Source organism: Mesorhizobium sp. M0909 (assembly GCF_040319515.1).
Lineage (GTDB): Bacteria > Pseudomonadota > Alphaproteobacteria > Rhizobiales > Rhizobiaceae > Mesorhizobium.
This window is the reverse complement of sequence record NZ_JAMYOA010000022.1, coordinates 26,686-50,845: the sequence shown is the minus strand read 5'-3', so window position 1 is coordinate 50,845 and position 24,160 is coordinate 26,686. Positions and strand designations below refer to the sequence as shown.

Annotated in this window: 22 protein-coding genes and 1 tRNA gene; 9 read left to right on the top strand and 14 right to left on the bottom strand. The window is 62.2% G+C overall.

Features of this window, described 5'->3' with window-relative positions; genetic code table 11:
* Positions 1–84: 84 nt before the first annotated feature.
* Entirely contained in the window at positions 85–1,677 is a 1,593-nt protein-coding gene (locus tag NKH83_RS26355; protein ID WP_502895625.1) for a DHA2 family efflux MFS transporter permease subunit, read from the bottom strand.
* A gap of 22 nt (positions 1,678–1,699) precedes the next feature.
* Positions 1,700–2,878, bottom strand: a complete 1,179-nt coding sequence (locus NKH83_RS26350; protein ID WP_352477049.1) for an HlyD family secretion protein — start codon at positions 2,876–2,878, stop codon at positions 1,700–1,702.
* Between the two features lie 143 nt (positions 2,879–3,021).
* Between NKH83_RS26350 and NKH83_RS26345 the strand changes: the two genes are divergently transcribed.
* Positions 3,022–3,771 carry a TetR/AcrR family transcriptional regulator gene (locus NKH83_RS26345; protein ID WP_352477051.1) on the top strand — a complete coding sequence of 250 codons (750 nt, stop codon included), beginning with the start codon at positions 3,022–3,024 and terminating at the stop codon, positions 3,769–3,771.
* Positions 3,772–3,792: 21 nt separating this feature from the next.
* Here NKH83_RS26345 and yihA read toward each other — a convergent pair whose 3' ends face one another.
* The 5 genes from yihA to rpmH all read right to left on the bottom strand — a co-directional run bounded on the left by yihA (position 3,793) and on the right by rpmH (position 7,580).
* Positions 3,793–4,452, bottom strand: coding sequence for a ribosome biogenesis GTP-binding protein YihA/YsxC (gene yihA, locus NKH83_RS26340; protein ID WP_352472343.1), 660 nt, complete (start codon positions 4,450–4,452; stop codon positions 3,793–3,795).
* Positions 4,449–5,087 carry a CatB-related O-acetyltransferase gene (locus NKH83_RS26335; protein WP_352452996.1) on the bottom strand — a complete coding sequence of 213 codons (639 nt, stop codon included), beginning with the start codon at positions 5,085–5,087 and terminating at the stop codon, positions 4,449–4,451. Before NKH83_RS26335 ends, yihA begins: the two co-directional genes overlap by 4 nt.
* A 144-nt stretch (positions 5,088–5,231) precedes the next feature.
* Positions 5,232–7,055 (bottom strand): membrane protein insertase YidC, encoded by a 1,824-nt coding sequence (gene yidC / locus NKH83_RS26330; RefSeq protein ID WP_352477052.1) that lies wholly within the window; start codon positions 7,053–7,055, stop codon positions 5,232–5,234.
* A gap of 13 nt (positions 7,056–7,068) precedes the next feature.
* Positions 7,069–7,422, bottom strand: coding sequence for a ribonuclease P protein component (gene rnpA, locus NKH83_RS26325; protein WP_352477053.1), 354 nt, complete (start codon positions 7,420–7,422; stop codon positions 7,069–7,071).
* A 23-nt stretch (positions 7,423–7,445) separates the two neighbouring features.
* The gene (gene rpmH / locus NKH83_RS26320; RefSeq protein ID WP_008833937.1) at positions 7,446–7,580 is read right to left on the bottom strand and encodes a 50S ribosomal protein L34; all 135 of its coding nucleotides are present in this window, start codon (positions 7,578–7,580) and stop codon (positions 7,446–7,448) included.
* Between the two features lie 334 nt (positions 7,581–7,914).
* Between rpmH and NKH83_RS26315 the strand changes: the two genes are divergently transcribed.
* Both NKH83_RS26315 and NKH83_RS26310 read left to right on the top strand, forming a co-directional pair.
* On the top strand, positions 7,915–9,402 hold the full coding sequence (locus tag NKH83_RS26315) for an ATP-binding protein (protein ID WP_254815897.1): 1,488 nt from the start codon (positions 7,915–7,917) through the stop codon (positions 9,400–9,402).
* A gap of 324 nt (positions 9,403–9,726) precedes the next feature.
* A tRNA-Arg gene (locus NKH83_RS26310) sits at positions 9,727–9,803 on the top strand.
* A gap of 299 nt (positions 9,804–10,102) precedes the next feature.
* Here NKH83_RS26310 and NKH83_RS26305 read toward each other — a convergent pair.
* Positions 10,103–10,378: a hypothetical protein gene (locus tag NKH83_RS26305; protein WP_352477054.1), complete on the bottom strand. Its 276-nt coding sequence runs from the start codon at positions 10,376–10,378 to the stop codon at positions 10,103–10,105.
* Between the two features lie 89 nt (positions 10,379–10,467).
* Between NKH83_RS26305 and NKH83_RS26300 the strand changes: the two genes are divergently transcribed.
* Complete coding sequence (locus NKH83_RS26300; protein ID WP_352808093.1) at positions 10,468–12,144, top strand: winged helix-turn-helix domain-containing tetratricopeptide repeat protein; 1,677 nt, start codon at positions 10,468–10,470, stop codon at positions 12,142–12,144.
* Between the two features lie 973 nt (positions 12,145–13,117).
* Entirely contained in the window at positions 13,118–13,420 is a 303-nt protein-coding gene (locus tag NKH83_RS26295; protein ID WP_352808092.1) for a DUF718 domain-containing protein, read from the top strand.
* A gap of 42 nt (positions 13,421–13,462) precedes the next feature.
* On the opposite strand, the gene NKH83_RS26290 is transcribed toward NKH83_RS26295, so the two are convergent.
* Entirely contained in the window at positions 13,463–14,605 is a 1,143-nt protein-coding gene (locus NKH83_RS26290) for an alpha-hydroxy acid oxidase (RefSeq protein ID WP_352477058.1), read from the bottom strand.
* A 62-nt stretch (positions 14,606–14,667) separates the two neighbouring features.
* Positions 14,668–15,696, bottom strand: a complete 1,029-nt coding sequence (locus NKH83_RS26285; RefSeq protein ID WP_502895627.1) for a LacI family DNA-binding transcriptional regulator — start codon at positions 15,694–15,696, stop codon at positions 14,668–14,670.
* A gap of 543 nt (positions 15,697–16,239) precedes the next feature.
* Between NKH83_RS26285 and NKH83_RS26280 the strand changes: the two genes are divergently transcribed.
* From NKH83_RS26280 to NKH83_RS26265, 4 genes are all read left to right on the top strand, one after another.
* Complete coding sequence (locus tag NKH83_RS26280) at positions 16,240–17,202, top strand: sugar-binding protein (protein ID WP_352477060.1); 963 nt, start codon at positions 16,240–16,242, stop codon at positions 17,200–17,202.
* 112 nt (positions 17,203–17,314) lie between these two features.
* Positions 17,315–18,859, top strand: coding sequence for a sugar ABC transporter ATP-binding protein (locus tag NKH83_RS26275; protein ID WP_352477104.1), 1,545 nt, complete (start codon positions 17,315–17,317; stop codon positions 18,857–18,859).
* Between the two features lie 23 nt (positions 18,860–18,882).
* The gene (locus tag NKH83_RS26270) at positions 18,883–19,878 is read left to right on the top strand and encodes an ABC transporter permease (protein WP_254815901.1); all 996 of its coding nucleotides are present in this window, start codon (positions 18,883–18,885) and stop codon (positions 19,876–19,878) included.
* A 151-nt stretch (positions 19,879–20,029) separates the two neighbouring features.
* Positions 20,030–20,560: a DUF2231 domain-containing protein gene (locus tag NKH83_RS26265; RefSeq protein WP_352647785.1), complete on the top strand. Its 531-nt coding sequence runs from the start codon at positions 20,030–20,032 to the stop codon at positions 20,558–20,560.
* 89 nt (positions 20,561–20,649) lie between these two features.
* Here the strand turns inward: NKH83_RS26265 and phnN are convergent, their stop codons facing one another.
* The 4 genes from phnN to iolB form a co-directional block, all read right to left on the bottom strand.
* Positions 20,650–21,279: a phosphonate metabolism protein/1,5-bisphosphokinase (PRPP-forming) PhnN gene (gene phnN / locus NKH83_RS26260; RefSeq protein ID WP_352477063.1), complete on the bottom strand. Its 630-nt coding sequence runs from the start codon at positions 21,277–21,279 to the stop codon at positions 20,650–20,652.
* Positions 21,276–22,415 (bottom strand): alpha-D-ribose 1-methylphosphonate 5-triphosphate diphosphatase, encoded by a 1,140-nt coding sequence (locus NKH83_RS26255; RefSeq protein ID WP_352477064.1) that lies wholly within the window; start codon positions 22,413–22,415, stop codon positions 21,276–21,278. The genes phnN and NKH83_RS26255 overlap by 4 nt, the downstream gene beginning before the upstream one ends.
* Before the next feature lie 77 nt (positions 22,416–22,492).
* Positions 22,493–23,200, bottom strand: a complete 708-nt coding sequence (locus tag NKH83_RS26250) for a DUF1045 domain-containing protein (RefSeq protein ID WP_352477065.1) — start codon at positions 23,198–23,200, stop codon at positions 22,493–22,495.
* 147 nt (positions 23,201–23,347) lie between these two features.
* Positions 23,348–24,160 carry a 5-deoxy-glucuronate isomerase gene (iolB, locus tag NKH83_RS26245; protein ID WP_352477066.1) on the bottom strand — a complete coding sequence of 271 codons (813 nt, stop codon included), beginning with the start codon at positions 24,158–24,160 and terminating at the stop codon, positions 23,348–23,350.

Genomic DNA, 24,160 nt, shown 5'->3' with positions numbered 1-24,160 from the left:
CGTAATGGTTGATTTTGCGCATGACCCCGAAAATCGCTTTTCGGGGTCATGCGCGAGGGCGCCAGGCGGGGGATCCAGCGCGCCTCAATGGCCTCCGCCACCGCCGCCCTGAGCGGCTGGCTTGCGGATCACCAGGGTGAAGAGCCCAAGCGTCGCGAACAAAACCGTCAGCATGAAGAATACGTCCATGAACGACAGCAGCGACGCCTGCTGCTGGACCATGCCTGACAGTTTGGAGATGGCCGCCTTGGAGGCGTCGAGCCCGGCGGTCTGCTCGAAGTTGAGCGTCATGTTCTGCAGCTTCTGTTGCGCAGCGGCACTTCCCCATTGCACGTGCTCGGAGAGCCTGGCGTAGTGGAAGGCATTGCGGTCGATCAGCACGGTGTTGATGACGGCCAGGCCGACGGCGCCGCCGAGATTGCGGGTCAGGTTGAACAGGCCAGACGCATTCTTCAGCCGCTCCGGCGGCAAGGTTCCGAGCGCAATGTTGTTGATCGGCACCATGCACAGCATCATCGAGCAGCCGCGCAGGATCTGCGGGATCAGCAGTTCATAGAAATCCCAGTCGGCGGTGAGATGCGTCATCCACCAGGTTCCCGTGGCGAAGCCGAAGAAGCCGATCATCATCATGATGCGCGGGTCCATCTTGTTCGACAGGATGCCGGAGATCGGCGCGGTGAAGAACATGGCCAGGCCGCTGACGAACAGCGCCTCGCCGATCATCATCGAATCGTAGCCGCGGATGCGCCCCAGGAACACGGGATAAAGATAGGTCAGACCGTAGAGGCCGATGCCGACCACGAAGGAGAACAGCGAACCGAACGCAAAATTGATATTGCTGAAAGCCCTCAGATCGACAATCGGCTCCTCGGCGGTGAACACGCGCCAGAAGAACAGCACCGCGCCGAAGGTCATGATGACGGCGCAGACGAACACCGCCTGATCCTGCAGCCAGTCGTTGTTGGGACCTTCCTCCAGCACATATTCCATGCAGCCCAGGAAGGCGGCCATGCCGGCAAGCCCCCACCAGTCGAACTTGCTGAACAGCTTGAGATTGGGTTTGTCGAAGTCGATCAGCGACCAGGCGGCCGTGGTCACCAGAATGCCGGGCACGACGTTGACCAGGAACAGCCAGTGCCAGGACATGGCATGGCTGATATAGCCGCCGACGGTCGGGCCGATGGTCGGCGCCAGCGTCGCCACCAGGCCGATCATCGGCGAGACGACGGCGCGGCGGGACGGCGGGAAGATGGTGAAGGCGGCTGCAAAGACGCTCGGGATCATGCCGCCGCCGATGAAGCCCTGCACGGCGCGGTAAACAATCATCTGGTCGATATTGGTTGCGGTTGCCGCGAGCGCGCTGGCCGCGGTGAAGCCCGCCGCCGAGATTGTGAACAGCACGCGCGTCGACAGCATCCGGCTGAGGAAGCCGGACAGCGGGATCATCACGACCTCGGCAATCAGATAGGCCGTCTGCACCCACGGGATCTCGTCCGAGCTGGCGCTCAAGCCCGCCTGGATCTCGGCCAGCGAGGCTGAGACGATCTGGATGTCCAGGATCGCCATGAACATGCCGAACACCATCGCCAGGAAGGCGATGACGCGGCGGATCGGCATGTGATCTGTCTGGGCCGGGATGGCCGACACCGATCCGGCGGTAATGGTTGCGGTCGCCATGACCCTTGCTCCCGGTTCCGCTTTACTTCGATGCCGAAGGCGCCGTGCGGCTGTCGACGTCGACGACGACGCTCAGGCCGGCGCGCAGTTTGCCCGTCTTCAGCACATCCGCGGGCACGTCGATGCGAACCGGAACGCGCTGCACCACCTTGGTGAAATTGCCTGTGGCGTTCTCCGGCGGCAGCAGCGAGAACACTGCTCCCGAAGCCGGCGCCAGCGACGACACGGTACCCTCGAAGTCCTGGCCGTCGATCGCGTCGACCGACACCCTGACCTTTTCACCAGGCACCAGCCGGGCAAGTTGCGTCTCCTTGAAATTGGCGACGATGTAGAGCTTGTCCATTGGCACGATGACGGCGAGCTTCTGTCCGGGGCTGATCAGGTCGCCCTGCTCGACCGAGCGGTTGCCGACCACGCCGTCATAGGGTGCGCGCAGTACGGTGAAGGACAGATCCCGCACAGCCTTGTCGTGGGCAAGCTGCAGCGAGGCCAGCGTGCTGGCCGATTCCGCCCGCTGCGCCTCGAGCACGCCGATATTGGCCTGAGCCGCCGCGATCTGCGCGTCGGCGCCGGCTAGTGCGGCATTGGCTTGCTCGACCGCCGTCTGGGCGTCGTCCAACTGGGCCTGGGTACCGACGCGGGTCTTGAGCAACTGGGCGGCACGGACCTGAACCCGCTTCGCATTGTCGGCCGCGGCCTGGTCGGCGGCCTTCTGCGCCTGCGCCTGCTTGAGCGAGGCGCGGGCCGCTTCGGTCTGGGCATCGATGCGGTCGAGCGTCTTGCTCAACGTGGCGATCTGCGCCTCGGCCTGGGCAACGGCTATCTTGTAATCACCGTCATCGACGATCAGCAGCGGGTCGCCGGCCTTCACCTGTTGGTTTTCGGTCACTTTGACCTGATCGACATAGCCCGAGATTTTTGGCGAGATGAACGCCGTGTCGGCCTGGACATAGGCGTCGTCGGTCGAGATCATGAAGCGCCCGTCGGTCCAGTAATCGTAGCCATACCATGCGCCGGCGCCCAGCAGGGCCAGGCCGATGATGGGCAACAACATCGAGCGCATCGGGCGCTTCTTTTTGGCGGGAGCCAGCGGGGTGATGTCGGCGGGCTTGAGAGGGGCTTCCGGCGCTTCGATCGCAGGCTGGACCTTAGCACTGGGGAAAGGGCGGACTTCGGCACTGGTGGGCGCGTTCGAGGACATGATATCTCTCTAAATTAACTGGCGCTGAATGTTGTCAGACTGAACCGTTCGGTTCGATCTCGACGTTGACTTAGCGCTTAAACAGGCCCATATCAAGAGCAATCGAACCGGATGGTTCGAATTATTTTACGAGGTGTGATATTATGGCCGAAGCCCCCAAGGCCGCTCCTTTGTCTGATTCAGGCCCATTGTCCAGCGCTGGCAAGGAGCAGTGCGATCTGCTGGACAGCCTGCCGCGCGGCCGCCCGGCCGCGGGGCAAGACCCGGTCAAGCGCAGCCAGATCATCGAGGGTGCGCGCCGTGTCTTCATCGACAAGGGCTTCGAAGCCGCGTCGATGAACGACATTACGCGCGAGGCCGGCGTGTCCAAGGGCACGATCTATGTCTACTTCGCCAACAAGGAAGAGCTGTTCGAAGCGCTGATCGAGGAAGAACGCGGCACGATCTTCAAGAACATGTATGAGGTGCTCGACCAGATCGGCGACCTTCGCGAGACGCTGGTGAAGTTCGGCATCGTACTATCCATGAAGATCACTTCGGCTAGGGTCATCCTGGCGCAGCGGACGGTGATCGGTGCGTCGGAACGGATTCCGGAGCTTGGCGCGCGATTTTACGAACGCGGGCCGAAGCGCGGCCATGACAGGGTTGTCGTTTTCCTCAACATGGCTATCGAACGCGGTCTGCTGACGATCGACGACGTCGAGCTTGCCGCCTATCAGTTCACCGAACTGTGCCTAGCCGGTCTTTTCCGCCAGTGCATATTCGCCTATCGCACCAAGGCGCCAAGTGTGGCCGAGATCGAACATATCGTCAGGTCGGGCGTCGACGTGTTCCTGAAGGCCTACGGCACAGAACAGCTTGCAGAGCAGGAACGGGCCTCCAGTCCCGCCTGACCAGCCGTCGGAGTCCGTTGCCTATCCGCCATTGGCGGCGAGCACGATCGCCGCACGCAGTTCTTCGAGGCCCTCGCTCTTTTCCGACGACGTGGCGAGCACGAAGGGAAATGCCGCCGGGCGTTTCTTGATCTTCTGGAGCGTTTCCTCGACCAGTCGCGGTACCCCCGCCGCCTTGATCTTGTCGGTCTTGGTCAGCACGATCTGATACGACACCGCCGCCTTGTCGAGCAGCGACAGCACCTCGTCGTCCTTGGCCTTGATGCCATGGCGGGCATCGATCAGCACGTAGACGCGCTTGAGCGTCACCCGGCCCTTCAGATAGTCGAACACGAGCTTCGTCCACTCGTCGACCTTTTCCTTCGGCGCCGTGGCGTAGCCATAGCCCGGCATGTCGACCAGCGCCATCGGCGGCAGGTCGGCGCCTTCTCCCGAAAATCCGCCCGGCACGAAATAGTTGAGTTCTTGCGTGCGGCCCGGTGTGTTGGAGGTGCGCGCCAGCCCCTTCTGGTTGACCAGCGCGTTGATCAGCGACGATTTGCCGACATTGGAGCGGCCGGCAAAGGCGATCTCGGGCGGACCCTCCGGCGGCAGGAATTTCATCGCAGGCACGCCGCGGATGAATATCCAGGCTCGCGTGAACAATTCGATGCCGATCGTGGTCTTGTTCAACGCGTTCAAACCGCTGCCTCCAGAAGAAAAATGTTGCTGCCACGAATAGCATCGAGATTGCGGCTGATCTTTTCCACCGGCCAGTGCCACCACGCCAGCGCCAGCAGCCGCCGGATGGTCCTGTCGTCGAAGCGCATCTTTACCACCTTGGCCGGATTGCCGGCGACGATCGCATAGGCCGGCACATCGTGCGTCACCACCGACTTTGCCGCGACAATGGCGCCGTCGCCGATCTTCACGCCCGGCAGCATCACCGCTTCCATGCCGATCCAGACATCATTGCCGACGATCGTGTCGCCGCGGACCTCCTTCGACCATGTCGCCGGGTCGAAGCCTTCCTCCCAGCCGTGACCGAAGATGTTGAACGGATAGGTCGAAAAACCGGACATGGCGTGATTGGCGCCGTTCATGATGAAGCGCGCGCCTTCGGCAATGGCGCAGAACTTGCCGATGACCAGCCTGTCGCCGATGAACGGGTAATGATGCAGCACGCATTTTTCGGCGAATTTGTCGGGCCCGTCAGGGTCGTCATAGTAGGTGAAATCGCCGATCTCGATGTTCGGCGCCGTTACCAGCGGTTTCAGAAAGCCGACGCGCGTGTGCAACGGGATCGGATGCTTGATCGATGGATTGGGTCCGGTCATATCGAGCTCCGTCGGGCAACTGCCAGCCAGGTCAAAATAGCGCGATCCGCCCGGCCGTACCAATCGCTTAATCCAGACCGCCAGCCTGTACAAAAAGCCCCGGACGAACCGGGGCTTTCTGGTTTCGCATCATCGGAGCGCCGGCTATTCCGCCGGCGACGGTTTCTTGCGGAACAGCGCGACCAGATTGTCCCACAATTCGATCTTGGCACCCTGCCGCTTCATGATCACGCCCTGCTGCAGGATCGACAGCGTGTTGTTCCAGGCCCAGTAGATAACGAGACCAGCCGGAAAACCCGCCATCATGAAGGTGAAGATCACGGGCATCCAGGTGAAGATCGCCGCCTGCGTCGGGTCCGGCGGAGTCGGGTTCATGCGCATCTGCAGGAACATCGTCACGCCCATGATCAGCGGCCAGACGCCGATCATCAGCATGTGCGGCAAGGTGATCGGGATCAGCCCGAACAGGTTGAAGATCGATGTCGGGTCCGGCGCCGCCAGATCCTGGATCCAGCCGAAAAACGGCGCGTGCCGCATCTCGATGGTGATGTAGAGCACCTTGTAGAGCGAGAAGAAGACCGGGATCTGCAACGCCACCGGCCAGCAGCCGGCGAGCGGATTGATCTTCTCGGTCTTGTACAGCTCCATCATCGCCTGCTGCTGCTTCATCTTGTCGTCCGCGTATTTCTCGCGGATCTCGAGCATCTTGGGCTGCACCTTCTTCATGTTCGCCATCGACGCATAGGACTTGTTGGCGAGCGGGAAGAACAGCGCCTTGACGATGACGGTGGTGGCGAGGATCGCCAGGCCGAAATTGCCGAAGAATTTGTAGAGCGTGTCGATCAGCCAGAACATCGGCTTGGTGATGAAATAGAACCAGCCCCAGTCGATCAGCAGGTCGAACTGGCGAATATGACGGTCCTTTTCATAAGCGTTGATCGTCGAAACTTCCTTGGCGCCGGCGAATATCTCCGACTCCACGGTCGTCGATTGCCCGGGAGCGATTGTGACCGGATCGGACAGGAAATCGGACTGGTAGCTATGCGGGTGGGGTCCGCTTTTGAACTCGAAATAAGAGAATTTGGGCTGAAATTCGCGGCCGCTCGGCGGCACCAGGGTCACCGCCCAGTATTTATCGGTGATGCCGAGCCAGCCGTCGCTCGACTTGCCTGGTTTGTACTCCTTGTCCGATTCGACGCTGGAGTATTTGTATTCCTGCAGGCCCTCGCTTCCGGTAACGCCGATCAGGCCCTCGTGCAGCACATAGGTGCTGGCGATAGCCGGCTTGTCGAAGCGGGTGACGCGGCCATAGTTCGACAACGTCGCGGGTGCCGAGCCGCCGTTCTGGACCGTGTCGGATACGGTGAACATATATTGGCTGTCGACCGAGAAGGTGCGCTTGAAAACCAGGCCCTTGTCGTTGGTGAACGTCAGCGTGACCGGCGTCGCTGGTGTCAGCGTCGCATTGCCGTCGGTCTGCCAGACCGTGTCGGGGCCGGGCAGCCTGCCCACATCCGGCGTGCCGGAAAAGCCGATCTCGGCGAAATAGCCGTTTGGCAGGGACGCCGGGTTGAGCAACGCGATCTCGGGCGAGGTCTTGTCGACCGTCTCCCTGTAATGCTTGAGCCGGAGATCGTCGAGGCGCGCGCCGGTGAGGTTGATCGAACCTTCGAGGCTCGGCGTGTCGATCTTGACGCGCTTCGTCGAAGCAATCGCCTGCTCGCGGCCGGCCGGCGTCACCGCGTCGCCGCCGGGCGCGCTCGGAATGGCGCCCGGCTGCACCGGCGTTTCGCTCGCGCCGGGAGCGGTGCCTTGGGCAGCCTTCTTCTGCTCCGCCACGCGCTGTTCTTCGATGCGGGCGGCTTCGCGCTGCATCTCGCTGCGCGGCATCACGTAGAAATATTGCCAAAGCGCCAGGATCAGCACCGACAGTGCGATGGTGATGAAGAAGTTGCGGTTGTTTTCCATCGAAGCCCTTGGCCTATCGTGTTCCACGCAATCTGCGGGAGAGTTCGGCCTTCAACTGGCCGAACGGAGTCGTAAGCACGTCTTCGCGCCCGACGATGACATAATCATTGCCCGGCGCCATGTCATCCGCGGCATGCGTGCGCACGGCCTCTCTCAGCCGCCGCCGGATGCGGTTGCGAACGACGGCGTTGCCGACCTTCTTGGTGACGGTATAGCCGACGCGCGGCGCCTCGCCGTCGCCGCGGCCCAGGACCTCGACGAGGAAAAGCCGCCCGCGGCGCTTTTCACCACGACGGACGGCCAGGAATTCCGCGCGCTTCAGAAGCCGCTTGGGATGGGCACCCGTTGGCTTGCCGGTTGCGGGCAACGATCTTGTCTCTCGCTTGGTGCTCAGGCGCTGAGACGCTTGCGGCCGCGGTTGCGGCGGGCTGCGACGACGCCGCGGCCACCCTTGGTGGCCATGCGGGCACGGAAGCCGTGCCTGCGTTTGCGAACGAGTTTGGACGGCTGGTAAGTACGCTTCATTTGTTTAAATACCGCGGGGTGCGGCCCTTCTTGATTCTGTCACTTTGTAACAGGAGCTTTGCCGGGCCGGTTTTGGCGCGATCGAAACCGCGCCGGGACGAATGGCCCGAGCGTGAGCGGGCTTATAGAAAGAAGGGTTTTGGAAGTCAATCCAGCCTGTCGGGCCGGCGTTGTCGGACTGGCAGGGAAGTCCTTGCGGCCTCTTTCCGGCTTCGACCAAGGATGAATTTGGCAAAAAAGCCGCAATCGCCTAATCTTGCTCGATCAAGCGATCGTGAAGACGAGCAGTCCTTAAGACAAGCAGCCGTGATGACAGGCAGCCGTGACGACGAGCATGAGTGAAGTCCCAGCAACCGACGAAAGCATCGCCCAGGCGAAGGCCGCCACCCGCAGGGTGCCGCTGGCGCGCGGCCTGTCGACGAAGCTGCTGCTGCTCACCATCGTCTTCGTGCTCTTGGCCGAAATCCTCATCTTCGTGCCCTGGATCGCCAGCTACAGGCTGAGCTGGCTGAAGGAAAGGCTGAGCACCGCCGCCGCGGTTTCCATCGTCCTGGTGCAGGGCGAACCTGCCTCGCTGTCGCGTGCCGCCCAGAACGACGTACTGATGGCGATCGGCGCCAAGGCGATCGCCGTGCGCGACGGCGGCGTCTCGCGGCTTCTGGTCGTGGCCGAAATGCCGCCGCAGGTCGACGAGCATATCGATATCGCCAATGTCGGCATGATCAAGGGCATGACCGGCGCGCTGGACACGCTGTTCTTCGGCGGCAACCGCATGCTGCGCGTTTTCGGGCCGGTCGGCGACAGCGACAAGGAATTCGAGCTGATCATGCCCGACCACCGCCTGCGCAATGCCATGCTGATTTATTCGCGCAACGTCGCCTTCGTCTCGCTGCTGATCTCGCTGTTCACCGCCATGCTGGTCTATGCCGCGATAGACCTGATCATGATCGGCCCGATCAGGACGATGACACGCTCGATGCTGTCCTTTTCCGAGGCTCCCGACGATCCCGGCCGCATCATTCACCCCGCCGCCCGGGCCGACGAGATCGGCGTCGCCGAACGCGAACTGTCGCAGATGCAGGAGCGGCTGCAGAAGATGCTGACCGAGCAGAAGCACCTGGCAGATCTCGGCCTGGCCGTGTCGAAGATCAACCACGACATGCGCAACATCCTCGCCTCGGCGCAGCTGATGTCGGACCGCCTGCGCCAGGTCAAGGACCCGACCGTGCAGGCCTTCGCGCCAAAACTGCTGCGCGCGCTCGACCGTGCGGTGTCCTATTCGGAGGGCGTGCTGGCCTATGGCCGCACCCAGGAGCCGCCGCCGTCGCGCCGCAGGCTGCGGCTGCGCCAGCTGGTCGAAGATGTCCAGGGTCTGCTCGACATCGAATGCGGCATCGAATTCGTCAACGCCGTCGACCCGGTGCTCGAGGTCGATGCCGATTCCGACCAGCTGTTCCGCGTGCTCACCAATCTCAGCCGCAACGCCGTGCAGGCGATGGCGGCGGACACCGAGAGCGCCGTGGTGCGCCGCCTGACCATATCGGCCGAGCGCATCGGCAGCGTCAGCCGCATCGTCGTCACCGACACCGGCCCCGGCCTGCCGCCAAAGGCGCGAGAAAACCTGTTCGCGGCATTTCGCGGCTCGGCCCGCAGCGGCGGCACCGGCCTTGGCCTGGCGATCGCCCATGAATTGATCCGCGCCCATGGCGGCACGGTGGAGCTGGTCGAATCGATCGGCGGGCGCACCACATTCGCGGTCACCATTCCCGACCAGCCGGTCCGGCTCGACCAGGCCCGCAACGGGCTGCGCCGCCCGGCGTAACGAACCGTTTCGTTACGGATCGTTTCAATTCGCAAAGGGTTGGTCCGAGACTACCAGCCATGGGCTCGGCCGCCGTGCAACGGCTCGTTTCGTTACGGACCGTTCCGATTGGCAAATGACCGATCCAAGACTCGGACCTGTCGGCTCGGCCGCCGCGTGACGCGGCCTTGCCTTCGCCGGCCGGCGCATGACGGCAGAGCATGACTGCAAAACTTTTGGCTAGGATCGGCTTGCTTTTCGCAAATTCAGTCGCTAGGGAACAGCTCACATCGCGGCCGGTCGCCAGGATCGGATCGCGGGGCTATGCCAAGCATGGCCTGTTGCGCGCCCGTAGCTCAGCTGGATAGAGCACCAGACTACGAATCTGGGGGTCAGGAGTTCGAATCTCTTCGGGCGCGCCACTCGTAATTCACTGATTTGACATGGGAGGTCTTCCAGGCCCAGAACAAAACCGGGTACATCAGTTCGCTGTTGCCCAGTCCGGCTATTCTCGCCTCGGCTTTCAAGGTCGCCAACGGGTGGAGAGCGGAAGTAGCAGGAATCTTATCTGTGCCGGGATTGAGGACAAAAACTGACATTCCATGATGCGCGTGGGCAGGATCCAAATTTCTGGAATCTTGCGGTTCTTCGCCGGGGCGCCGCCTCAGCTCGTACCAAACATTCGCGTCTCCCCGCGAAACGTCGCCTCAGTCATTCGTGCTCAGGATGATGCGAGCGTCGCCTCTGTTTGCGTACAATATACGAAAGAAATAAAAGCAGGCGGATGCGGCGGAAGGAATTCGTTCTGATGTTTCCATGCGAGACAGAGGGCGTATGTATCGAAGGGTTTCTGTTCTCGGCGTTCTTCGATACGGCCATTTGCAAATGTAAGCGAAATAACATGCGCGGTTGCATTCACAATAAGGGAGTCCGCTTTTGCAGCCGTTTGCGCTGTCAAAAGGAGAGCGAGAGCGATGATGAACCTGGTCCGTTTCATGTCAGCCTCCTGTCCAATCCAGCACCGCCAGGATCGCTTGGATGCGGCGGCCGAATGGGCTAGGCTAGGGAGCGCGCCATGAGGGTGAAATGTCCCGAAAGGCTCCTGAAATTGACCCGAAATCTGCCGAAACGATCACGTTTGGCGGTTTTGTTTTCCTGACCAAAAGCAACGAACTTCGAACGGTTGAAGGCAAAGCGGTCGATCTCCGCAGCCAGTCCGCCGAAGTGCTCTATGCGCTCGCGGCGCGACCGGGCGAGATTGTGTCCAAAGATGTGCTGATGCAGGCGGTTTGGCCCGATACCTTCGTAACCGACGACAGCCTTACCCAATGCATTGCCGATATTCGCCGCGCATTCGGGGACGACGGGCATGTGATCGTGGAAACCTTCCCCAAGCGAGGCTACCGGCTGAATGCCGATGCATCGGACGCGGCGGACCCAAACGCCGCAGCCGGCACGGAACGCGCCAGGACACGATTTTCGCAACGCGGCTTCATTCTTGCTGCACTCGTCCTCGTTGCGGCAGCGATCGGCGCGTATTTCGGCGCGGAAATATGGCGTGCCGCCCCGGTTCGTTCGAGGGACATGCCCAGGATTGCAATCCTTCCCTTCGACGACATGAGTACCGGCGCGGACGTGGGATATCTCAGCGATGCCGTCGCCGAGGGGATCATCACCGAGCTTGCGCGGAGCAAGACTTATGCCGTCATCGCCCGGAACTCGAGTTTCAGGTACCGCGACCAGCCGGTCGACGCCAGGCAGATTGGAGATGAACTCGGCGTCGACTACCTGCTCGAAGGCAGCCAGCAGAAGATCGGAGACCGGCTGAAAGTGACCGCACAATTGCTGAATGCGCATGACGGATCGCATCTCTGGGCCAACACCTACAACCGGGAGATTGGCGATCTTTTCGTCGTCCAGGAGGAGATCATCCGCACGCTTGCGGATCGGGTCGGACAGAGGATCCAGAGACCCTTGCCAAAGAGCGATGCCGCGCAGGTCAGCGCGCTCCGCTATTACCTGATGGGGAAGGTCGAGGTCAAAAAGGACTTCTCTGCTGCGGGGAACGCGTTGCTACGGCAGTTGAGCCTCAAAGCGCTCGAAGCGGATCCGAACGCCCAGTTCGGCTATATCGGGCTGGCCTGGTCCTATCGCAATGCCGCGGTGTTCGGGTGGCACGAGCAGGAGTATAACCGGGATGAGGTGTTGAAACGCGCCGCCGTGTACGCCGACAAGGCCATCCTGCTTGCTCCGGACGACGCCGAGACGCATAATGTCCGCTCCAGCATCCACACCGAAGCTGGCGAGATCGGGCAGGCCCTTGCCCGGTACGATCAGGCGATCGCCCTGAATCCCAGTGATTCGAATATCCTCGTCCACAGTACGGACGTGCTGCTCTATGTTGGCCGCACGGACGAAGCGATCGATCGGATCGAGCGGGCCAAGGGCATCGATCCTTTCCACCCTGACTGGTTCCACTGGCAGATGGGCTGGGCGCTCTGGGAAAAGAACGATTGCCGGGCAGCGCTGACGGCGATGCGGAAAATGTCCAGAATCCCGAGCGGCGCACACCGAATGCTTGCGGGGATCCACGCTTGTCTGGGAAACAAGCGGGAGGCAAAGGAAGCGCTAGGGGTTTTCCTCCAGAACTCGCCCGGCGAGTCCATCAGCAAACAACGCAGGGAGTGGGAGAAGATATGGACCGCGCCCGGAAGCCTCGACCGCTGGCTCGAACACATGCGGTTCGCCGGGTTGCCGGAGTGAACGGCTGTCCGTGCGCGACCCCGCAGAAGACCGACTGGGCCGCTACGTTGAAGCCTTTGTGTCATGGGCGATGGTTGCCCTCAAAGTAGGATCATCCTTCGCAAGGAATATCGGGGGCGGAAGGTCGGCAATGCGGCCGCCTTGCGCCATAGTGCGCTCGCACCCGAACTTCTGGAACGAGTCGAAAACTGACAATCCGTCAAGGTAGGCTCCTGGCGCAAGGCGGACGCTGCTTCGGAAATTATATAGGCACTACAATAACATAGAGGTTCCCAGTTTCATCCTGTCCGGCGCGCCATCAATCCAATGCACGGCCCGCCTCAGGGGACCTCTCGGGCGCGGTGAGCTCACAGCCGTCCGACAATAACCGGCGCCGGTCGTCGGAAGGTCGCGAGACGTGAGCGCTACCATGCCAAAAAGGGGATCGTCAGCTAATGCTGCTCAGTCGGCCTGCTTGATCTCCAGGCCCGGTTCAGTCGGCGGAGCTGGCGTGCAATCCTGGCCAGTGCATTCCTGCACGGGATCTTTCGCCGGCGGGAGACAATTTTGGCCTTCACAATGAACGGGCGGCTGCGCTGCGGCTTTATTGTTCGGCGGCACAGGCCGATCCTCAGCGCGAACGGCCGGCATTCCAAGGTCGATCATGGCCGTGCACAAGAGCGCAATCCGAAGCAAATTCATTTTCACCTCCACAACTGACGGCGAGACGCAGACTATACATTCGAACTGCGGCCAACATCCTGTCACCCGCGAACGGCGTTAACAGCGCGTTTCATTGCCGGTCGGAAGGGCGCATCAAGTGAGATCGAGCGTCGTCCTCTTCCTGCTAAAACAGCGCCAGAAACGGGGGCTTTCGGCCTGAGATGACTGAAGCCAACCTTCCGATTTTCGTGTACACCTGTTCGAAGGGTTCGAGTTGCGTTAGGGCTTTTGCATATTCGAGGTTTTTCAGTTCTTTCACGAGGGAACGTACATGACGGCATTCAACAGCGTCCGCTTCCGGATCAAGCCTGTTCATGAAGACGAGTTCGTCGAACTGTTCAGCAGCGCTCCGCGCAATTTCGAGGGATTACGAAAGATGGCTCTCGTCAAATCGGAAGATGGCGCCTTCTTCTCGATTGGAGAATGGGACACTTTCCAGCACATGGTCGATGCCCGGCCCAAAATGCTGGGCAATCTTGATCGGTTCCGGCATATGTTGCAGCAAATTGAGGGCGGACATACGGATGCTGTTTCCGGCGAGGCCGTCTTCGAAACGGGCGGCAGTTCGGTATAGGGTTCGCACTTCGAAAAGCTTATGCTGTGCGTCCCGGCTCCCTCACCTAAACCGCACATTTTCCCTGGAAAGCTCTGCCACCGACCTGCATCCCATCAGCCGCATGCCGCGTTCGATCTCGGTTCGCATCAAGCCGAGCGCCCGTTCGACGCCGGCCTGTCCGGCGGCTGCCAACGGGAACAGATAATACCGCCCGACGCCGACGGCCTTGGCGCCCAGCGACAGGGCTTTCAGCACATGCGTGCCGCGCTGGACGCCGCTGTCGATGATCACGTCTATCTTGTCGCCCACCGCGTCGACGATCTCGGACAGCTGGTCGAAGGGGCTGCGCGAGCCGTCCAGCTGCCTGCCGCCATGATTTGACAGAACGATGCCGCTGCAGCCGATGTCGACCGCCTTTCTGGCATCGGCGACGCTCATGATCCCCTTCAGGCAGAACTGTCCGTTCCAGAAGCGGACCATGTCTTCGACGTCCTTCCAATCCAGCGACGGGTCGAGGATCTCCGTGAAATAGCGGCTGATGGAAAGCGCTCCGCCGCCGAGATCGATATGGCCGTCCAACTGCGGCAGGCTGAACTTTTCGTGGGTCAAATAGTCGATGGCCCATCTCGGCTTGATCGCGAACTGCATCATGCCGCCGAGCGTAAGCCGAAAGGGGATGGAAAAGCCGGTCCGCAGGTCACGCTCGCGGTTGCCGCCGGTGACGCTGTCGACCGTCAGCATCATCACCTCGACGCCGGACGCCTTGGCGCGCTCCATCATGGCGTGGTTCAGGCCGCGATCCCTGTGGAAATAGAACTGATAGACCTGTGGCGTCCTGTGCTGGCGCACTTCCTCCAGGCTGACCGTGCCGAGCGACGAGACGCCGAACATCGTGCCGAACTTCTCCGCCGCCGCGGCGACGGCGCGCTCGCCGCTATGGTGAAACAGCCGCTGGAGAGCCGTCGGCGAACAATAGACCGGCATCGCCAGCTTCTGGCCCATGACGGTGACCGACATGTCGACCTGTCCAACGCCGGCAAGGACGTTGGGGACGAGATCGCAGTCCTCGAAAGCCGCCGTGTTGCGCCGCAGCGTCGTCTCGTCGTCCGCGCCGCCATCGATATAGTTGAAGATCGGGCCTGGCAGGCGCTGTTTTGCCAGCCGGCGGAAGTCCTGAAAATTGTAGCAGTTTTGCAATCGCATGAAATCAATCGGGTATATGCCGGGCCTGATGTCAAGCCTGTGCCATTGTCGATCGCCGGCGCTCAGCCCGCCACAGCGCCAACCGACTCCCGCTCCACCAGCGGGCATTCGAGCTTGGTTACGGGATAGCGGCTCCGGCCGCGACCGGGAGCAGCGGGGACTTCCAACTGCTCGATCGCCCATTGTCCCATCGCCATATGCGGCAGGATCGACGTCGTCAGCGGCGGGAACAGATGCCGCGCGATCTCCTCGTCGTCATAGCCGACCACCGAAATATCTCCGGGGATGTGCAGGCCGGCCTCCTTCAGCGCCTCGTAGCAGCCGATCGCGGTCCGGTCGTTCTGGCAGAAGATGGCGGTCGGCCGGTCCTTCAGCGCCAAGAGCTTGACGGTCGCGGCATAGCCGGCGCTCGCTGACCAATCGCCTTCGACGACCAGCGCCGGGTCGAACGGGATGTCGGCCGTCGCCAGCGCCCGGCGGTAACCTTTCAGCCGGTCCTGTGCCGCCTGCATCCAGGGCTCGCCGGTGATGGTGGCGATACGGCGATGGCCATAGCTGATCAGGTGCCGGGTCGAGCTCTGGCCGCCGGCGATCTCGCTCGGCACCACGGCGGGGAAGGCATAGTCGGCGGTGTAGCAGTTGAGCAGGATGACCGGAATGTCGAGGCCGTAGAGATAGTCCGGCGCGACGATCTCGCGGGTGAAGATGGTCATGTAGATCAGCGCCGAAATGCCCCGCTTGGTCAGTGCCGCAATGGCCCGGGGCTCCATCACCTCGTCGCCCATGGTCTGCGCCACCAACACTACATTGCCGGCGTTCCACGACGCTTGCCGCGCCCCTTCAATGGCGACGACCGCCTCCGGGCTGGTCGCCAACTGGTCGACGGCGAAGCCGATCACGCCATCCAGCCCGTCGAATGCGGCAACCGGGGCTCGCAAGGCAGAAAACACCGGCGGCGAATAGCCCAGCGTTCGCGCCGTCTCGATCACCCGCTCTCGGGTTTGCTGCGACAGCCTGATGCCCGGCGTGTTGTTGAGGACGAACGAGACCGTCGCCTGCGAACAGCCGGCGACCCTGGCGATGTCGGTCATGGTGACGCGGCCCTTGGGGTTTTTCCCGGACGGCTTGCGCCGCCTGGTACCCTCAAGGACGGGATCACGCAGTGGTTCGTTCATGTCGTTGGTACCTCGAATCTCGCGTTTATAGGGCGAAGCGCTACTAATAGATATAATTGACCCTTCTTGGGCGATGTAGTCCCCGGTTCAAAACGGTTGCGACTGGGGAGGCCTCTCTCCTTTGTGGCGAGAATCTCGACCAAACTAATACTCTTTACTAATATCCGGCATCCCTATAACGTCAATCCATCATGCCCGGACGACGTCGGACCGCGCATGTTCGGAACGCAGCCAGCCTGGTATCGGACGGTTCCCGTCAGCCGAAGCTTGCCTGCCGCTCCGGGAAATGTCAGACAAATCGGACTATTTACGAACGGCGAATGAGTCTCTAAAGTCGACGATCGCGGCTGGAATGGCGTCGTTCTTCGCTGCCGGAAACCCTTGAGGAGGAGGGCGTCCAAGCCGCGCCGGCACGTTCATCATCAGCGAAAATTACTGAGTCAAAATGGGAGGTTGAATATGAAATCTGTGATACGAAATGCGTCCGTCGCCGCTGCGGCCCTGCTGCTCGGCCTGTCCGCCGGCGCAATTGCGCGGGCCGACGACAAGCCGACACTGGCCTTCGTCGTCAACGGCGCTTCCGATTTCTGGAAGGCGGCGGAAGCCGGCGTAAAGAAGGCTCAAGGCGAACTGCCCAACTACAAACTGGAACTCAAATATCCGGAGCAGTCCTCGGTCGCCATCCAGCAGCGCCTGATGGACGATCTGGTGACGGCCGGCGTGAAGGCGATCATGGTCTCGGCCGTCGATCCCAAGACGTCGACCGACGGGCTGAACAAGATCGCCTCGGAAACGGCGTTGTTCACCACCGACAGCGACGCGCCGCAGACCAAGCGTGTCGCCTATATCGGCTCGTCCAATGTCGATGCCGGCAAGCAGGCGGCGGAGATCGCCAAGAAGGCAATGCCTGACGGCGGCAAGTGCCTCGGCTTCGTCGGCCTGCTCGGCGCCGACAACGCCAAGGAGCGCATCCAGGGCATGAAGGAAGGTCTCGCCGGCACCAAGATCGAATTGGTCGACGTGCGTGGCGACGACATCGATCAGGCTCGCGCCAAGAAGAACGTCGAGGACGCGCTGGTCGCCAGCCCCGACGTCACCTGCATGGTCGGCTTCTATTCCTACAACACGCCGCGCATCTATGAAGCGCTGCGCGATGCCGGCAAGCTCGGCCAGATCACCGTCGTCGGCTTCGACGACGATCCGATCACACTGGGCGGCGTCAAGGAAGGCACCGTCGCCGCCACCGTCGTGCAGCAGCCCTTCGAATGGGCCTATCAGGGCATGAAGCTGATGGCTGCCTATCTCGAGGGCGACAAGTCGGGCATTCCCGCCGATGGCCTGATCATCATCCCGACCAAGATCATCGGCAAGGACGATGTCGACGCCTACGCCGCCAGCCTCAAGGCGATGTCTGGAAACTGAGCGAATTAGGTTGCGCCGGCTCAAGGTTCGCCTTGAGCCGGCGTTCTATTGACGGGCCTCGCGCGGCTCGTCAGTCTGAGGCCAAATGGCTCACCGGCTGCTGTCAGGCGTGATGAATTATTCCGACCCATCCATCGTTGCATCTGCGGACGCTCCGTTCCTGAGCCTCAACGGTGTGCGCAAGACCTATCCCGGCGTCGTTGCGCTGGACGGATTCTCGATGGAGGTCAGGCCCGGCGAGGTCATTGGCCTGGTCGGCGAAAACGGCGCCGGCAAATCGACGCTGATGAAGATCCTCGGTGGCGTGACCAGGCCGGACACCGGCACCATCACCGTCGATGGCGTCGCCCATGACGGGCTGACTGTCGAGGCCAGCATCGGCTCGGGCATCGCTTTCGTCCACCAGGAACTCAACCTGTTCGAAAACCTCGACGTGGCCGCCAATATCTTCTTCGGCCGCGAACCGCTGCGCGCCGGGCCGCTCAAGCTCGTCGACCGCGCCAGGCTGCGAGCGCAGGCGGCGCCGCTGCTCAAACGCGTGGGCGCCAATTTCTCGGCCGATACGCCGGTGTCGGCGCTGTCGCTGGCGCAGCAGCAAATGGTCGAGATCGCCAAGGCGCTGTCGATCAAGGCACGGTTGGTTATCCTCGACGAACCGACGTCCAGCCTGCCGATCGCCGAAACCGACAAGCTGCTCGGTGTCATCAAGGCGCTGAAGGCAGACGGCATCGGTGTCATTTTCATCTCGCACCGCCTTCACGAGGTCGAGCGCGTCGCCGATCGCGTCGTCGTGCTCAGGGACGGAATGCTCGCCGGAACCTTGCCGAAGAGCGCCATCAATCATGACCAGATGGTCAAGCTGATGATCGGCCGCATGCTGAAGGAGCGCGAGAAGGCCGCAGAATCGGCGCGCCCGCCGGGCTCCGTCGCGCTGTCGGTCAAGGCCATTCGCACCGCCGCCTATCCTGACCGGCCCGTCGACCTCGATGTGAGGCATGGCGAGATCCTCGGCCTGGCCGGCCTCGTCGGCTCCGGCCGGACGGAACTGGCGCGCGTGCTGTTCGGCATCGACAGGAGCTTTGGCGGCTCGTTCCAGCTTGACGGAAAAGACCTGGTTCTTGGTTCGGCCGCCGACGCAGTGGCCAACGGGATTTTCCTCGTCCCGGAAGACCGCAAGCTGACCGGCATCCTGCTCGACCTGTCGATTGCCCAGAACATCTCGCTGCCCAATCTGCCGGCGCATTCGCGGCGCTCGCTGGTCTCGGCCAGCGCCGAGACCGCCACCGCCGAGAAACAGAAGACCGATCTCGGCATCAGGGCGCCCTCCGTGCAGACGCGCACCGGCACGCTGTCGGGCGGCAACCAGCAAAAGGTCGTGCTGGCCAAATGGCTGGCGATGAAGCCGAAGGTGATGATCCTCGATGAGCCGACACGCGGTATCGATATAGGCGCCAAGGCCGAGATCTACGGGCTGATGCGGGCGCTGGCCGATGCCGGGGTCGCCGTGCTGATGATCTCCAGCGACATGGAGGAGGTGATCGGCGTTTCCGACCGCATTGCCGTCATGCATGAGGGCCAGATCTCCGGCATTCTCGACAAGGACCGGTTCAGCCAGGAAAACGTGCTGCTGCTGGCGGTCGGCAAGCAGCCGAAGTAATTCGCAGGCGTTGGGAGAAGACGATGAGCAAGAAAGATCTCGGCCTGCTGATCCTGATCCTGGTGGTCGGCGCGGTGGTGGCGATCATCAACCCGCGCTTCCTGCTGCCGATCAATCTCGCCAACACCTCGAACCTGATCGGGCTGTTCGGCATCCTGTCGATCGGCCAAGCCTTCGTCATCATCACCGGCGGCATCGAATTGTCGGTCGGCTCGGTGGTTGCGCTACTCGGTACGCTGTTCATCGATTTCATCGCCGTGCGGGAGATGGAGTGGCCTCTCGCCTTCGTGCTGATCATCGCGCTCGGCGCCATCATCGGCCTGATGCATGGCTGGCTGATCACCCGGCTGAAGTTGCAGCCGTTTGTCGTCACTCTCTGCGGCCTGCTGATCTATCGCGGCGTGGCGCGCTTCTACACTGCCGACGGCACCGCCGGCTTTGCCTTTGGGCAGAACTTCCCGGAACTCGAATTCCTGACGGCGGGGCGGTCCTGGGGCGTGCCGAACAGTTTCATCGCGCTGATCGTCATCGCCGTCGTCATGTGGGTGGTGCTGCACCGTTCGGTATTCGGGCGCTATCTCTACGCCATCGGCAAGAACGAGGAAGCGGCAAAATATTCCGGCATCCGCACCGGCCGCATCGTCATAGCCGCCTATGTCATCTGCGGCGTGCTGACGGCGCTGTCGGCTATCTATTTCGCCATGTACACACGCTCGATCTCGCCGGCGAGCCACGGCCAGTTCTACGAACTCTACGCCATCGCGGCAGCGGTGCTCGGCGGCTTCTCGCTGCGCGGCGGCGAAGGCTCGCTGATCGGCGTCCTGCTCGGCACGGTGCTGCTGCAGGAGCTGCAGAACCTCGTCAACCTGCTCGGCATCCCGTCCTCGCTCAACTTCGCCGTCATGGGCGGGGTGATCCTCATCGGCGTGCTGGTCGACCAGCAATGGGGCGTGTTCAGGGCGCGGCGGCGGATGCTGGAAGCTACCCGTAAGGGCGTGGCGGGTGCTGCCGCGGAATGACGCAAAAATAGCTGGATGAAATGCGCCGACTGCCATTGGCAGGCATCAAAAAGTTGGCCTGAGCTTCGCGACAGCAGTTCAGATTAATCTCCATTTGGAACGAAACCCGTATCGAAGCGTTTATTTAAGCTTTGCTATGCGGAGGCGTCCCATGCCCACGAATCCAGTAAGTACCGCAAAGGTCGGAACTCACCCTCTCCACCCGATGTTGATACCTTTTCCTGTCGCGTTTCTTGTCGGTGCCTTTGTCACCGACCTGGTTTTCTGGGGAACTGCCGATGCTTTCTGGGCACGGGCATCGATGTGGCTGATCGGGGCAGCCATCGTAATGGCCCTTCTCGCCGCGACAGCCGGTTTTATCGACTTCCTCAACGAGCCGCGCATTCGCGCCTTGTCGGACGCCTGGTATCACATGCTGGGCAACCTGACGGCGGTCGTTGTGGCACTGATCAATTTTTATCTTCGCTATGCCCAAGGCGCCGAAGCCGCGGTCCGACCATGGGGTGCGCTCTTGTCGTTCATAGTGGTCTGCATACTGCTGTTCACCGGCTGGAAGGGCTGGGAAATGGTGTATCGCCATCACGTTGCAGTTCTGGATACACCAGCGGATGCGCCAGTGAAGCCTTCGACAACCACTGCCACCGATACTCGTCACGCTGGTCGGGACCGGCACGCCGCATGAGGCCATAATCCCGAAAAGGGGGTACCGGCTTCCAAAGATATTGGTTAGACAAGTAGCGCCCATACCGAATGCATCGGATGGGCGCTACTTTAGATAAGGCCCGACATGTCGGAGAAGGCCATGGCCTTGCGCAGCACCTCGGCGAAGCGCTCGCCGGCGGCTTCACGAGGGCCGCTATTGTCGATCGAGGTGACACCCGGTCCGGACAGCGCCACATTGGCACTGCGCGCCAGCCGTGCCAGCACTTCGCCGCGCGACTCGCGACCGCGCAATGCCAGCCGCTCGGCCAGGATATCCGGTGTAGCCGTGATCTCGACGACAGCCAGATTGGCGTAGCGCTCCCGCAGCGCCGGGATGATCGCGCGCGAGACGTTGGCGATCGCGACACGGCCGTTGGAGACCGACCAGTCGACTTCGGCCGGGATGCCGTAGTGCAGGCCATGCGCCTCCCAGGAAATGGCGAAGGCGCCATCCGCTTCGGCCTCGACAAAGGCAGCATCGGCGAGCGTATCGTGATCCTCGGTGGCCGCATCGCTCGGCCGGGTGATCACCCGGCGCACGAACTCCAGCCGGCTCTCGCCGGCAAACACCGCGCGCGCATAGCCGATCACCGTGTCCTTGCCGGCACCGCTCGGCCCGACGACGGCGACGAAGACACCGTCGCGGATCGGAAATCCCGCGGCGGACAATTCACGCTCGACCGATGCCGACACCATCATGCGACCCGGCGTCCCTGCCGCCAGACCGTGCGGACGACCGGGACATGGTCGTCGACGCGCACGCGAACCAGATCGGCGCGCCGGCCGGGCTCGATGACACCGCGATCGGTGAGGCCGACCGCCTCGGCCGGGTTCTTCGAAACCATGGCCACAGCCTGCGGCAGCGAGATACCTTCGACCACGTCGCCGAGGAAGAAGGCCGACTGGATCAGGCTGAACGGAATGTAGTCCGATGACAGTATATCGAGCAGGCCGTCGCCGGCCAGCGTGCGGGCCGAGACATTGCCCGAATGCGAAGCGCCGCGCATGACGTTCGGCGCGCCCATCAATACGCCGAGCCCTGCCTTTTTCGAAGCCCTTGCTGCCTCCTCGGTGGTCGGGAACTCGGCGACGCGCACACCTTGCTCGATCGCTTCGTCGACATGGCCGACGGTCGCGTCGTCATGGCTGGCGAGCACGATGCCGCGCTCATGACAAGCCGCGGCGATGAAGCTGCGGTTCGGGCTCGAGTTCCTCGCCGATTCAGCCATCCGCTTTTCGCAGAATTTCTGGAAATCGCGATCCGTAAGCTTCAGCTTGCGCTGATAGTAGTAGGCGTAGGTCTCGAGATCGACGAATTGCCGCTGTCCCGGCGCATGGTCCATCAGCGACGCCAGCCTGACCCGCTCGTCACCGTCGAAATTGGCGAAGGCTGGAAGGCAGTCCGGCGCCGAAACCTCGCAGCGCAGATGGATGAAATGGTCGGCCCTGAGCCGGTCCTGCTGGACACTGTCCTCGATCGCGTCGGCCAGCTTGCGTATGTCGGCAGCCGTCAGGTCCGCATCCTCGTCCATGCCGACGCGCAAGGCGTCGAGCACGGTGGTGATGCCGGCGGTCGCCACCTGCGCGTCATGGGCGAGCACCGCGGCGATCGGGTTCCAGCGCACTTTCGGCCGTGGCGCGTAATGGCCTTCGAGATGATCGGTGTGGAGTTCGACCAGGCCAGGGATGATGAAGTCGCCGCCCATGTCCTCGCCGGTTCGGCCAGCGCCGGGAGCAATGTCGGCTATCACGCCGTCGCGCAGCACGATCGACCCTTGGACGATCTGGTCGGCTAGCACGATCCGGGCGTTGTCAAGAACAGTCTCGGCGGTCATTTCAAGCAGTCCTTGCAGGATTTTGCAGCCAACTGGACCAATTGGCGTCGCACAAACGCGGTTAGAGCAAATAGTCATTAGGCAGTTCTTCTGGCCGGGCGGCGCCCGAGCGCGTGATGGGACAGCACCATGAACGGCGCGCCAGGTTCAGTTTCCACAAACAGCGTCAGCGCGTCCACCGGCACCGGCCTTTGCAGCACGCCCGCAAACAGGCTGTCGATTGCTAAGCGAAGACGAGGGCTTTCCTGTGACGAGACCCGGCCGGACAGCGTCATGTGGAAGCGAAACGTCTCGAACACATAGGGATAACCCCATTGGCAGAGATTGCGGAACTCGTCGGGCTTCAGCGAATCGGGGCTGCGCCGTTCGATCTCGGCTTCCGTCAACGGCGCGCGAAAGCGGTCGAAGTCGCGCACCACATCATCGGCGAAGCGGTTGAGCGACGGCAGCGGTGCTTCCGGCACCAGCGCGAAGAAGCCGTCGATCTGGCTGACGACGAGGCGCGGGATCGTAACCACCGGCGTCGCCTCGGCAAAATCGTCGAGTGCCGCGCGAAGCGAGGTTTCCGTCTCATTGGAGGCCAGTCGAAAGGGCGCCTTCAGCGTCGCATGAAAGCCATAGCGGCGCGCCGAAGCGGTATGGAAGGCAACTTCTGCCGCCGACAACTCGCCTACTGCCTCGACCGGCTTTGTGGCGGCACCGAATGGGTCGCGGCCGAGCCAGTTGGCGGCGATCCGTGCCAGCGGTTCGTCCTGTCGGGGGGTGAAATAGATCGCGTAGCGCATCGAAAGTCCTTGTCAGCCCCGCTGCCATAGGTGATTTCCATGACGAATTGACGAAGCTTTGCGGCGTTTTCGGTAACAAAACCACACAGCCGGGTCGTTAGCCGACGATTTTTCGCTTGGACCAGCGGTTGGGGCGAAGGGAAGTGGTCAGGCCTTCATCAGCCATTCGTGCTCGGGCGCGTTGTGGAATTTCCACGTCCGCTTCGGTCCGGCCATGACGTTGAGATAATAGAGATCATAGCCGTGGCAGGCTGCGCAGGGGTGATAACCCCTGGGTACCAGCACGACGTCGCCGTCCTCGATAGCCATCGCCTCGTCGAGCGAACGAGCACCGCTCTGGTCGGCGTCGGTGTAGACGCGCTGGAAAGCAAAGCCCTGTGGCGGGTTGAGACGGTGGTAATAGGTCTCCTCCAGATAGGATTCAGCCGGCAGATTGTCCTGGTCGTGCTTGTGCGGCGGATAGCTCGATGTGTGGCCGCCGGGTGTGACGACCTCGACCACCAGCAAGGAATCGGCCGGCTTGCCTTCCGGCAGGATGTTGGTGACATAGCGCGTGTTGGTGCCTTTGCCGCGAACCTCCTGGCCGAGATCGTCGGGCCCGATGACACGGACCGGCAGACCGCCGCCCAGTCCTGGCGCCGAGCAGACGGCAAGTTCGAGATCGGTATCGGCGCTCACCGACCATTCCGACCCCTGCGGCACATAGACCGACCAAGGCTTGCCTTCGAACGGCGACATGCGTTCGCCCAGCAGGCCGAGATCCTTGCCGCCGGCTTTGGCCTTGCCCTTGCCGGTGACGAACACCAGGCAGACCTCACGATCCGCGGTTTGCCCGGAAGCGCTCTCGCCGGGCCTCAGCCGATGCAGATCGAAGCCGACATAGGTCCAGCCGGCGTTTTGCGGCGTCACATGAGCGACGCGGCCGTGGCCCTTATTGGCTTTGATGAGCAGCTTAGGCAT